Genomic DNA, 11,358 nt, shown 5'->3' on the forward strand with positions numbered 1-11,358 from the left:
TCGCGGAAGTGAGCGTCGGTTTTGTTTTTTCCGGCGGTCGGTTTCATCGCTGCCAGCGCCTTGCGGTGCACTATCATGGCGATCCAGCGGACCGCCATGAACGAGGCCACCGATGACACAGCCATCCCCCACGCCTGCCGAATTCCACGGCGACCCCGCGGAACTTCCCGACGACCCCAATCTGATTGCCGGTATGCCGTACCGCCACCACAAGGGCGGTGCCTATGCGGTGGTCGGCATCGGACGCCTGGAGGCCGACCTCGCGCCGGCAGTCGTCTATCGCGCGCTGCGCGATCCCGCATTGCTCTGGGTGCGCCGCGCCGACGTGTTCAGCGAGCCCGTGGCGACGCCGCACGGAGAGGTGCCGCGCTTCGCTCCGGACTGGCCCGCGGCGCTGGCCTGCCTCGACTTCCTGCCGCGCAAGACGGTGCTGGATGTGCTGGGGCTGCATGACACGCCGTACCGGCACTACCACGGCCCCCGCCATATCCTGGAAATGTTCGAAGTCGCCCACGCGCGCGGCGTCGCGCTGGATCCGGCGCAGGCGCTGGCGGTGCTGTGCCACGACGCGGTCTATGTGCCGGGCTGCGAGCACAACGAATCGGCATCAGCTGCGTTGATCGAGACGATTGCACCGGCGCTGGAGCGCGCGGCGCTCGATCGTGCCGCGCAGATCGTGCGCGACACGCGCACGCATACGCCGACCATCGACGGCGCGGACAGCGTGCTCGATCTCGACCTGTTCCGGCTGGCCGCGCCTCCTGACGTATTCGATGCCCACAGCGCCGATGTCTTCGCGGAGAACCGCGCCATGCTGGCCGCGCGCACCGGCTTGCAGGGCGATGCGCTGCTGGCGGAGTTCGGGCGCCGGCGCGCGGCCTTCCTGGGCGAGCTGGCGCAGCGGCCGCGGCTGTTCCTGACGCCGCCCTTTGCCGACTGCGAGGCGCCCGCGCGCGCCAATATCGCGCGCATCGGCGGCGCGCAGGCTGCGCGTGCCTGAACTGCCGGCGCGCGTGGGCACGGTTGCCGATGCCTGGCTGACGCCCGGGACGGCGCTGGGTTTGCTCGGCCTGTTCACGCTCGCCACGGTGCTGCTGCTGTGCGTGGTGCCGCTGCTGGTGGCGCTGTTGCGCCCGCTGGTGCGCTGGCTCGACGGCATGCGCGTCTGGGGCGCCGGTGCCTTGTCGACGCGCGTGGCCGCACAGGATCGCCCGCGCCGCGTGAGCACGCTGACGCTGCGCGTGCTGGAACGCGATATCGCCGAATTGCTGCTGGTGCTCGTGGCCGGCGCCGCGCTGCTGGCTTGCGGGGCAGCGCTGTTCTGGCTCGCCGCCGAAATCGCGCAGGGCGACCAAGTGGTCCGTCTCGACCAGCTTGTGTTCGCGCAGGGGCGCGCATGGCGCCGCGACTGGCTCGATATCGCCATGGTCGCGGTGACCGAGCTGGGCGGTGCGCGCATCTCGGTCGCGGTCGGCGTGGCGGTGTTCGCGTGGCTGTGGTGGCTGCGCGCGTGGGTCACGGCGCTGTACTGGTCCGCGGCGCTGCTGGGCGCGCGCGCCTGCGTGATGGCGCTCAAGCTCGGCATGGCGCGGGTGCGGCCGGCCAGCATCTACAGCGGGCTGGAGTCGTATTCGTTTCCCAGCGGCCACGCCACCAGCAGCATGGTGACGTACGGTTTCCTGGCGTTCCTGCTGTGCCTGCGCCAGCCATGGCGCGTGCGCATCCCGGTGCTGGCGCTGACCGTGGTGGCGGTGGCGGCGATCGGGGTGTCGCGGCTGTACCTGGGCATGCACTGGCTGTCCGACGTGGCCGCGGGCTACGCGCTGGGACTGGCGTGGATCGCGTTGCTCGGCACTGCCTACCATACGCTCCATGTGCCGGCGCCACGGGATGCGGTGGCGCCGTGGCGGCTCGGCGCGGTGGCGGCAGCCGCGGTGGTGGTGGCGTTCGGCTACGTGGCCTGGTTCCGCATGCCGGATACGCTGGAGCGTTATCGGCAGGCAGGCGCGGTTACAGCTACGGTTGCTGCGCAGCAGGCTCTTCTGGCGCGGGCAGGCGCGATACCAGCAGCTGGTCGATCTTGTGATGGTCGATGTCCAGCACTTCAAAGCGATAGCCCGCCACGGTAATCGACTCGGATTTCTTCGGGATGCGCTTGAGCGCGTAGATCACGAGCCCGCCGGCGGTGTCGACATAGTCCTCGCCGGGCAGGGCATCGAGTTCCAGCGCTTTCTTCAGGTCCACCAGCGGCGTCAGGCCGTCGACCAGCCACGAGCTGTCGTCGCGGCGCACGATCTGCTCGTCTTCGCTGGAATAGAGGATGTCGCCCATCAGCGCGCCGACGATATCGTCGAGCGTGACGATGCCCACCACCAGCCCGTACTCGTTCATCACCACGGCAAAGTTCTGGTGCATCTCGCGGAAGCGCGTCAGTCCCTCGGACAGCGTCAGCGTGTCGGGGATCACCAGCACGTTCTTGTCATGGTGGCGGCCGATATTGCCGATCACCGCGGCGCTCTCGTCGGCCAGCAGCAGCTGCAGGATGTCCTTGGAATCGATATAGCCCTGCACATCGTCCAGGTCGTGCCCGCACACCGGGTATTGCGCATGCGGCTGGTTGACCAGCTTGCGCCGTACGCTGTCAGCGGGCTCGTCCAGGCTCAGCCAGACCACGTCGTCGCGCGGCGTCATGATCGCGGTGATGCCCTTGAAGCCGAGTTCGAACACGTTCTCGATCAGGTGCAGCTCATGCTTGTGCAGCACACCCGCCTCGGCGCCGGCATCGACCATGGCGGCGATGTCCTCGGTGGTGATCTGGTCGACCGGCTTGGTCGGCAGGCGCAGCAGCCGCAGCGCGGCATCGGCGGCGGCGTTGAAGACCCACACCAGTGGCTTGAGCACGCGCAGCAGCGTCAGCATCGGGTCGATCACGGCCAGCGCGCACGCTTCCGGGAATGTCATCGCGATGCGCTTGGGGATCAGGTCGGCAAACTGGATGAACAGCAGCGTCACGATCAGGAACGAGCCGATATTGGCCACGCGCTGCGCGTGGACCACCTGCATATACGGCGACAGCGTTTCCAGCAGCAGGTCGGACACGTGCTTCTCGCCGAGGATACCGGCGAGGATGGCCACGCTGTTGACGCCGATCTGCACGATGGTGAAGAAATTCCCTGGCTCTTCCTTGAGCAGCAGTACGCGCGTGGCGCGGCCATCGCCGCGCTCGGACAAGACCTGCAGCTTGGTGCGGCGTGCGGCGGTCAGCGCGATCTCGGAGATGGAGAAGAAGGCGCTGACCAGGACAAGGGCGGTCAGGGTCAGGACGAACATAGGCGGTGTGGCGCATGCGGCCAGCGAGTGCAGGCGGCTTGATGATGGTGCACCGCCTGTGAAGCTGTCAAATCGGCGCCGGCGCGGCCGTCATTCCAGTATGGCCGTGCGCACCCTGGCGCCGCCCGGCAGTGCGCCGTCCAGGCTGACCACCGGCGCTTCCAGCCGTTGCGGCAGCGTTGCTGCCAGTTCCTGCGCGGCCTGCGCAAACTGCACGCGCAGGTCGTCGGCCAGGCTGGAACCGGCGCGGTGGCTGGCGCGCAGCATCTGGATCTCGAACGGCAGTTCCGGCGCCACGTCATGCAGCGCGACATGGCCGGGATTGGCGCTGAGCGCGGTGTACTGGTCCAGCAGCGTCAGGCCAAGTCCGGCATCGACCAGCGCCAGCGCCAGCGAATAGGTCTGCACCTCCAGCGTCGAGCGCGGCTCGAGCGCGTGCCGCGCCAGCGTCTGGCGCACCAGCAGGCCGAGCGAGCTGTTGTCGTCATAGCCGATGAAGGGGCGATCCATCAGCCGCTGCATCGGCACCTGGCGGCGGCGTCCCGCGGCGGGCAGCGGCTGGCCGCGCGGCACCGCCAGCAACATGCGGCCGCTGGCCACCGGTTCGCTGGAAATGGCCTCGTGGCGCGGCGGCGAGAAGGCGAAACCCAGGTCGATCTGGTTGGCCAGCAGCGCGCCGACGATCTCGTCGGTATGGTGGGTCAGCACCTGCACCTGGGTGTCGGGGTGGCGCGCGCAGAAGCGCCGCACCGCCGGCACCAGCAGCGGGTTGGCCAGGCTCGGCGTGGCCGCCACGCGCAGGCGCCCGGCGCCCTTGTGGCGCAGGCTTTCCGAGACGCGGCGCACGCGCTCGATCTCGCCGTATAGCCTTTCGACATCGCCGTACAAGGCGTTGGCCTCGGGAGTCGGCTGCAGCCGCCCGCGCACGCGCTCGAACAGGCGGAAGCCGAGCGAGGCCTCGGCATGCTGCAGCACGCGCGTGACCACGGGCTGGGACACGTGCAGCAGGCGCGCGGCTTCGCTGACGGTGCCGGTCAGCATTACGGCGCGGAAAACCTCGATCTGGCGCAGGCGCATTGGCTTAGGGCGTCTGGAATTAGGGACGTCTGGAACGATAGGCACAGGCCATCCATAGCCTGAAGACATATTCTGGCACGTATTCGCATTGGGCAAGCCGGCCCCGCTGATCTACCCTCTGGCATCGGTCTTTTGATGCAACAAGGAAGTCAATGCGGGTAGTGATCGTGGGCGCCGGGGTGGTCGGCATGACAACGGCGTGGCGCCTGGCCCAGGACGGGCATGAGGTGACGGTGCTGGAACGGCACCAGGGTCCCGGCGAGGAAACCAGCTTTGCCAACGGCGGGCAGCTCAGCTACAGCTACGTGGCGCCGTTGGCCGGGCCGGGCGTGATGGGCAAGGTGCCGGGCTGGCTGCTGCGGCGCGATTCGCCGATGCGCTTCCGCCCGGTGGCCGATCCCGCGCAATGGCGCTGGCTGGCGGCCTTCATGGGCGCCTGCAATGCCGGCACCAGCGAGGCCACCACGCGCAAGCTGCTGCGCCTGGGCTTCTATTCGCGCGACCAGCTGCAGGCGTTCGTGGCGCAGCACGAGCACGAGGACAGCGGCTTCGGCTTCGATTTTGCGCGGCGCGGCAAGCTGGTAGTGCACCGCGACGAAGCGGCGTTCGCCTCGGCCTGCCGGCTGCTGGATTACCAGGCCAGCCTGGGCTGCGAGCAGCAGGCGCTGGACCGCGATGCCTGCGTCGCGCTGGAGCCCGCGCTGGCCGGCATCCGCGAAGAGATCGCCGGCGCCATTTATACGCCGAGCGAGGAGGTGGGCGACTGCCACCGCTTCTGCGTGTCGCTGGCACGGTTGCTGCAACACGGCGGCGGCCGCACTGGCGTGTCGCTGCGCTTCGGCACCGTGGTGCACGGACTGCAGCAGCAGGGCGGACGCGTGACCGGGGTGCGCACCGATGCCGGCGAGGTGCCGGCCGACGTGGTCGTGGTCGCGGGCGGCATCGGCAGCGTGCCGCTGCTGCGTCCGCTGGGTGTGCGGCCGATGCTGTGGCCGCTCAAGGGCTACAGCATCACCGTACCGCTGGCCAGTGGCGCGCGCGCCCCGCATATCAGCGTGACGGATTTCGCCAACAAGATCGTTTACGCGCGGATCGGCAATACACTGCGGGTGGCGGGCATGGCCGACCTGGTGCGCGGCGGCACCCGCATCGACCCGGAGCGGGTCGGCACGCTGGTGGCGCAGACGCGCGCCTTGTTCGACGGCATCGTGCCGGACCTGCCGCTGGCGCAGCTGCAGCCGTGGGCGGGCCTGCGCCCGGCCACGCCGGACGGGCTGCCGCTGATCGGGCCGTCGCGCGTGTCGGGCCTGTGGCTGAACCTGGGCCATGGCGCGCTGGGCTTCACGCTGGCGATGGGCAGCGCCGGCCTGCTGGCCGACCGGCTGGCGGGGCGGCGCCCGGCCCTCGACGCCGCGGATTTCGATGCCGCGCGCGCGTAGCGCAGCGGCATGAAGCAATGGTTCCTGCAGTACCCATGAGTTCGCATTACCGCATTACCTCGAGAAAACGAGCCTCAATGACCAAGCCCCACTACAAGGAGCGCGACATGAAACCATTGCACACCCGCCTTGCCACCCGACGTATGCTCGCGGCTGCCACGCTGTTGCTGGCCGCCGGCGCGGCCCAGGCTGCCGACGGCGACACGCTGAAGAAGATCAAGGACAGCGGCGTGATCTCGCTGGGCTACCGCGAATCGTCGATCCCGTTTTCGTACACCGACGGCAAGGAGGTGATGGGCTACTCGCACGAGATCCTGCTGCAGATCGTCGACAAGGTGAAGAGCGAGCTGAAGATGCCGAACCTGCAGGTGCGGCTGACGCCGATCACTTCGCAGAACCGCATCCCGCTGGTGCAGAACGGCACCATCGATATCGAGTGCGGCAGCACCACCAATAACCTGGAGCGCCAGAAGCAGGTGGCGTTCTCCAACAGCCTGTTCGTCTACGGCATCAAGATGCTGACCAAGAAAGACTCGGGCGTGAAGGAGTTCACCGACCTGAAGGACCGCAACGTGGTCACCACCGCCGGCACCACCGGCGAGCGCCTGCTGGTCAAGATGAACGGCGAGAAGGCGATGAACATGAACCTGATCAGCACCAAGGACCATGGCCAGTCCTTCCTGATCCTGGAAAGCGGCCGCGCTGCGGCCTTCGTCATGGACGAGCCGCTGCTGTATGGCGAGCGCACCAAGGCCAAGAGCGCCGGCGACTGGATGGTGGTCGGCGCGCCGCTGCAGATCGAGAACTACGCCTGCATGTTCCGCAAGGACGACCCTTCGTTCAAGAAGCTGGCCGACGGCGTGATCGCCGACCTGCAGACCAGCGGCCGCGCGGAGAAGCTCTACAACAAGTGGTTCATGTCGCCGATCCCGCCCCGCAACATCAACATGAACTACCCGCTGTCGGCCGACATGAAGGCACTGTTCGCGGCGCCCAACGACAAGGCCTACCAGTAACGGCGAAGGGCATAGCCGCCGTGGCGGATGCATCGCCCCGGCGGTTATATAGCCATAATGAATCGTTATTTCGCCATCGATAGCGTTTGCGGTAGTGTAGAGCCCGATATAGGCTCATAGCAGCACAACCGGCCGGCAGCCTTCCACGAGAGGCCAGCCGGCGTTGCCTGCCCACTTACTGCCTATCCGCATCCACTGGAGAACATATGCGATCGATTCGTACTGGCTGGTTCAAGTCGCTGCTGGCGGCCTCGCTGATGGCGGGGGCCGGCCTGGCGGCCACCGCGGCCCATGCCGCCGACCTGCTCGACACCGTCAAGCAGGCCGGCGTGCTCAAGATCGGGCTGGAGGGCACGTACCCGCCGTTCGGCTTCCGCGGCGCCAAGAACGAGCTGGAAGGGTTTGACGTCGATGTCGCGCGCGCGGTCGCAGGCAAGCTGGGGGTCAAGCCCGAGTTCGTCACCACCGAATGGAGCGGCATCATTGCCGGACTGCAGGCAGGCAAGTTCGACGTGATCGTCAACCAGGTCAACGTCACGCCGCAGCGCCAGCAGGTGCTGGACTTTTCCACGCCCTACGTCTACTCGGATGCGCAGCTGATCCAGCGCAAGGACGACAAGCGCCAGTTCAAGTCGCTGGAAGACCTGAAGGGCCACAAGCTCGGCGTCAGCCTGGGCAGCAACTACAACGAGCTGGCCAAGTCGGTGGCCGGCATCGACGTCAAGACCTATCCCGGCGCGCCCGAGTACCTGCGCGACCTGGCGGCACAGCGCGTCGACGCCGCGCTGAATGACCGGCTCATGGTCGCCTACCTGGTCAAGACCGCCAACCTGCCGCTGCGGGCGGGCGCGATCGTGGCGGGCGCGACCACGCAGGTGGCCATCCCGTTCCGCAAGGACAATCCCAAGTTCGCGCAGGCCATCAACCACGCGCTGGAAGACCTGAGCAAGGACGGCACGCTTGGCAAGCTGTCGGTGAAGTGGTTTGGCACCGACGTGACCAAGCCCGCCGGCAAGCCGGTCAAGTAAGCCGGTCAACTAAGCGCATCAAGTAAGCGCATCAAGTAAGCGGATCAACTAAGCCGGCCCGCGAGGCGGGCGGTATCATGTCGCGGCGCGGCGGCCTGCAGGGCTGCCGCGCCGCTTTGTTTTATTACCTTCAGTCCGCCGCCACGCCCATGTCCGCTCTCCAGCTCGTCATCGATTCCCTGCCCGTGCTGCTGCAGGGCACGCTGCTGACCATCAAGTTCGCGTTGTGGTCGATGGTGTTCGGACTGGTGCTTGGCACCGTGGTCGCGCTGATGGGCATCAGCCACAGCCGCGCGCTCAAGGCGGTGGCGCGCGCCTACGTCAGCATCATGCGCGGCACGCCGCTGCTGGTGCAGATCTTCGTCGTGTACTACGGGCTGCCGGGCGTCGGCATCGCGCTGGAGCCCACGCCGGCCGGCGTGCTGACGCTGAGCCTGAACGTGGGGGCGTACCTGTCGGAAAGCATGCGCGGCGCCATCCTCGGCGTGGCGCGGGGCCAATGGCTGGCGGCGTACAGCCTGGGGCTGACGCCGGCGCAGGCGCTGCGCTACGTGGTGGGTCCGCAGGCGCTGCGGCTGGCGGTGCCGAGCCTGTCGAACAGCCTGATCAGCCTGATCAAGGATACGTCGCTGGTGTCGGTGATCACGGTGACCGAACTGCTGCGCACCGCGCAGGAGGTCATCGCGGCGACATACCAGCCGTTGCCGCTGTACCTGGCGGTGGCGGCGATCTACTGGGTGTTGAGCACCGGGCTGTCCGGGCTGCAGCATATGCTGGAGCGCAAGCTGTCGCTGCCGGGCAGGCACTGAGCCGCGCCGCTGCCAAAGCAAAAGAGCCAGCTCCGGAGAGCTGGCTCTTCTTTTCGGCAATGCGGGCCGTTGCCGGCCCGCGCGCTCAGCCCTGCGCGATGCGCCTGGCAATATGCCCCAGCGCCTCTTCCACCTGGTCCACCAGGACCAGGCACAGGTCGCCCGGCTTCAGGTGCGACAACGCGGTATCGATGGCCAGGAATTCGCCGCGGATTTCCTCGACCTGGCTGGTGCGCTGCGCGCCCTGCAGGCCTTCGCGCAGCAGCGCCAGCACCTCGCCGTCGGCACGGCCGCGCTGGCACTGGTCCTGGTACAGCACCACTTCGTCGAACACGCCGCCCAGGATCTGCGTCTGACGGCGGATGTCCTCGTCGCGGCGGTCGCCGGCACCGCTGATCACGACCACGCGGCGGCCGGCCGGCATGGTCTCGACCGCGTTGCACAATGCCTGGATCGCGTCCGGGTTGTGCCCGTAGTCGGCGATCAGAGTGGCGCCCTTGTAGTCGAACACGTTGAAGCGGCCGGGAGCCGTCGCGGCGTCATTGACGAAGGTGGCCAGGCCGCGGCGGATGATGGCCCAGTCGATGCCCAGCGCCCACGCCGAGGCGATCGACGACATCGCGTTCTCGACCTGGAAGCCGATGGTGCCGTTGCGCGTCAGCGGGATCTCCGCCAGCGCGATGCGCACCTGGGTATCGCCCTCCGACGCCACGATCTCGGCGCCGTCGACAAAGACCACGCGCTTGCCTTGCGCGCGGTGGGTGGCCATCGCCGGCTGGTTCGGATCGTGCGCGAAGAAGGTCACGCTGCCGGGGCAGGCGTCGGCCATGCGCACCACCATCGGGTCGCCGGCGTTGAGCACGGCCATGCCGTGCGGCGCGACGTTCTGCACGATCACGCTTTTGAGCACCGCCAGGTCTTCCACCGAATTGATGTACGACAGGCCCAGGTGGTCGCCTTCGCCGACGTTGGTCACCACGGCCACGTCGCAACGGTCGAAGGCCAGGCCTTCGCGCAGCAGGCCGCCACGCGCGGTTTCAAAAACGGCCGCGTCGACATCGGGGTGCAGCAGCACGTTGCGCGCGCTGCGCGGGCCGCTGCAGTCGCCGGTGTCGATGCGCTCGCCCTGGATATAGACGCCGTCGGTGCCGGTCATGCCCATGCGCAGGCCGCTGGTGGCCATGATATGGGTGATCAGGCGCACCGTCGTGGTCTTGCCGTTGGTGCCGGAGACGGCCACCACCGGGATGCGGCCATCGTCGCCATCGGAGAACATGGTCGAGATGATCGCCTCGCCCACCGCGCGGCCCTTGCCGTACGACGGCTGCAGGTGCATGCGCAGGCCCGGCGCGGCGTTGACCTCGACGATGCCGCCGGCCTGTTCCTCGAACGGCTTGAGCATGGTCTCGCACACGGCGTCGACGCCGGCGATGTCCAGGCCCACCATCTGCGCCGCGGCCACGGCGCGCGCGGCGATGTCCGGGTGGACGTCGTCGGTCACGTCGGTGGCGCTGCCGCCGGTGGACAGGTTGGCGTTGTTGCGCAGCACCACGCGCGTGCCCTTGGCCGGCACGGAGTCGGCGGTCAGGTTCTGCTTGGCCAGCACGGCCAGCGCGATATCGTCGAAGCGGATCTTGGTCAGCGAGGTGGCATGGCCTTCGCCGCGGCGCGGATCGCGGTTCACTTCCTCGACCAGCTGGCGCACGGTGTGCACGCCGTCGCCGGTCACTTGCGGCGGGTCGCGGCGTGCGGCCGCCACCAGCTGCTTGCCCACCACCAGCAGGCGGAAGTCATGGCCGGGGATGTAGCGCTCGACGATCACGTCGGAACTGATGTCCGAGGCGACCTCGTAGGCCGTCATCACTTCCTCGCGGGTGCGGATCCGCACCGCCACGCCCTTGCCCTGGTTGCCGTCACGCGGCTTGACCACCACCGGGGCGTCGATTTCCTGCGCGGCGGCCCAGGCTTGCTCGGCGCTGCGCACCGAGCGGCCCAGCGGCACCGGCACGCCGGCGGCGTGCAGCAGGCTCTTGGTCAGTTCCTTGTCCTGCGCGATCGATTCGGCCACGGCGCTGGTGCGGTCGGTCTCGGCGGCCTGGATGCGGCGCTGCTTGCTGCCCCAGCCGAACTGCACCATCGAGCCCTGCGTCAGGCGCCGGTAGGGGATGCCACGCGCCACGCCGGCGTAGACGATCGAGCCGGTGCTGGGCCCCAGGCGCACGTCTTCGTCCAGGTCGCGCAGGCGATGCAGCGCGTCGGCCAGGTCGAAGGCGGAGTCGTCGCGCGCGGCCAGGCACAGGGCCTCGGCCAGCCCGAACGCGAGCCGGCCGACTTCTTCCTCGCTGTACTGCACGATCACCTGGTAGGTGCCGGGCTCCACCGTCTGCGCGGTGCGGCTGAACGTGACCGGGCAGCCGGCGGCCGCCTGCAGGCGCAACGCGGCGACTTCCAGCACGTGCGCGAGCGAGAGCTCGCCCGATTCCTCGTCTGGGCGCAGCGGCCCGATCTCGGGAAAGCGCGCGCGCAGCCGGTCTTCGAAGCCGGGCAGGTCCGACAGCATGTCGGCGGTGTCCTGGCAGGCCACGATGGCTTCAATGGCGGTGTGGCGGCACCACAGGTTCGGGCCCCGCAGGGCCCGGATACGGGAGACTTCCATGGA

9 protein-coding genes are annotated in these 11,358 nt (G+C 68.4%); 6 read left to right on the forward strand and 3 right to left on the reverse strand.

Translation table 11 applies throughout. The features are described from left to right. The first annotated feature begins 112 nt into the window (after positions 1-112). Together AC5WJ1_RS03615 and AC5WJ1_RS03620 are read left to right on the forward strand one after the other, a co-directional pair. The gene (locus tag AC5WJ1_RS03615; RefSeq protein WP_195428293.1) at positions 113-1,000 is read left to right on the forward strand and encodes a DUF1653 domain-containing protein; all 888 of its coding nucleotides are present in this window, start codon (positions 113-115) and stop codon (positions 998-1,000) included. Then, positions 993-2,129 (forward strand): phosphatase PAP2 family protein, encoded by a 1,137-nt coding sequence (locus AC5WJ1_RS03620; RefSeq protein ID WP_195428291.1) that lies wholly within the window; start codon positions 993-995, stop codon positions 2,127-2,129. Before AC5WJ1_RS03615 ends, AC5WJ1_RS03620 begins: the two co-directional genes overlap by 8 nt. Here AC5WJ1_RS03620 and paeA read toward each other — a convergent pair. Beyond that, positions 2,017-3,330 (reverse strand): polyamine export protein PaeA, encoded by a 1,314-nt coding sequence (gene paeA, locus AC5WJ1_RS03625; protein ID WP_195428289.1) that lies wholly within the window; start codon positions 3,328-3,330, stop codon positions 2,017-2,019. The genes AC5WJ1_RS03620 and paeA overlap by 113 nt on opposite strands. A gap of 90 nt (positions 3,331-3,420) precedes the next feature. Next, positions 3,421-4,407, reverse strand: a complete 987-nt coding sequence (locus tag AC5WJ1_RS03630; RefSeq protein WP_133093992.1) for a LysR family transcriptional regulator — start codon at positions 4,405-4,407, stop codon at positions 3,421-3,423. A 152-nt stretch (positions 4,408-4,559) separates the two neighbouring features. On the opposite strand from AC5WJ1_RS03630, the gene AC5WJ1_RS03635 reads away from it, so the two are divergent. The 4 genes from AC5WJ1_RS03635 (at position 4,560) to AC5WJ1_RS03650 (ending at position 8,699) form a co-directional block, all read left to right on the forward strand. Then, entirely contained in the window at positions 4,560-5,846 is a 1,287-nt protein-coding gene (locus AC5WJ1_RS03635; protein ID WP_195428287.1) for a D-amino acid dehydrogenase, read from the forward strand. Positions 5,847-5,953: 107 nt separating this feature from the next. Further along, entirely contained in the window at positions 5,954-6,862 is a 909-nt protein-coding gene (locus AC5WJ1_RS03640) for a glutamate/aspartate ABC transporter substrate-binding protein (protein WP_135706219.1), read from the forward strand. Positions 6,863-7,068: 206 nt separating this feature from the next. Next, positions 7,069-7,890 carry a transporter substrate-binding domain-containing protein gene (locus AC5WJ1_RS03645; RefSeq protein ID WP_133093994.1) on the forward strand — a complete coding sequence of 274 codons (822 nt, stop codon included), beginning with the start codon at positions 7,069-7,071 and terminating at the stop codon, positions 7,888-7,890. Positions 7,891-8,039: 149 nt separating this feature from the next. Continuing rightward, positions 8,040-8,699 carry an amino acid ABC transporter permease gene (locus tag AC5WJ1_RS03650; protein WP_133093995.1) on the forward strand — a complete coding sequence of 220 codons (660 nt, stop codon included), beginning with the start codon at positions 8,040-8,042 and terminating at the stop codon, positions 8,697-8,699. Positions 8,700-8,784: 85 nt separating this feature from the next. Here AC5WJ1_RS03650 and cphA read toward each other — a convergent pair whose 3' ends face one another. After that, positions 8,785-11,355 (reverse strand): cyanophycin synthetase, encoded by a 2,571-nt coding sequence (cphA, locus tag AC5WJ1_RS03655; protein WP_195428285.1) that lies wholly within the window; start codon positions 11,353-11,355, stop codon positions 8,785-8,787. Positions 11,356-11,358 lie beyond the last annotated feature (3 nt).

The sequence above is a fragment of the Cupriavidus sp. MEYA8 genome, assembly GCF_059278825.1.

What these genes read in the sequence shown, in the direction of transcription:
- AC5WJ1_RS03635 (WP_195428287.1), top strand. Translation starts at nt 4,560, where the DNA reads ATGCGGGTAGTGATCGTGGGCGCCGGGGTGGTCGGCATGACAACGGCG.
- AC5WJ1_RS03640 (WP_135706219.1), top strand. Translation starts at nt 5,954, where the DNA reads ATGAAACCATTGCACACCCGCCTTGCCACCCGACGTATGCTCGCGGCT.
- AC5WJ1_RS03615 (WP_195428293.1), top strand. Translation starts at nt 113, where the DNA reads ATGACACAGCCATCCCCCACGCCTGCCGAATTCCACGGCGACCCCGCG.
- AC5WJ1_RS03630 (WP_133093992.1), bottom strand. Translation starts at nt 4,407, where the DNA reads ATGCGCCTGCGCCAGATCGAGGTTTTCCGCGCCGTAATGCTGACCGGC.
- AC5WJ1_RS03650 (WP_133093995.1), top strand. Translation starts at nt 8,040, where the DNA reads ATGTCCGCTCTCCAGCTCGTCATCGATTCCCTGCCCGTGCTGCTGCAG.
- cphA (WP_195428285.1), bottom strand. Translation starts at nt 11,355, where the DNA reads ATGGAAGTCTCCCGTATCCGGGCCCTGCGGGGCCCGAACCTGTGGTGC.
- AC5WJ1_RS03645 (WP_133093994.1), top strand. Translation starts at nt 7,069, where the DNA reads ATGCGATCGATTCGTACTGGCTGGTTCAAGTCGCTGCTGGCGGCCTCG.
- paeA (WP_195428289.1), bottom strand. Translation starts at nt 3,330, where the DNA reads ATGTTCGTCCTGACCCTGACCGCCCTTGTCCTGGTCAGCGCCTTCTTC.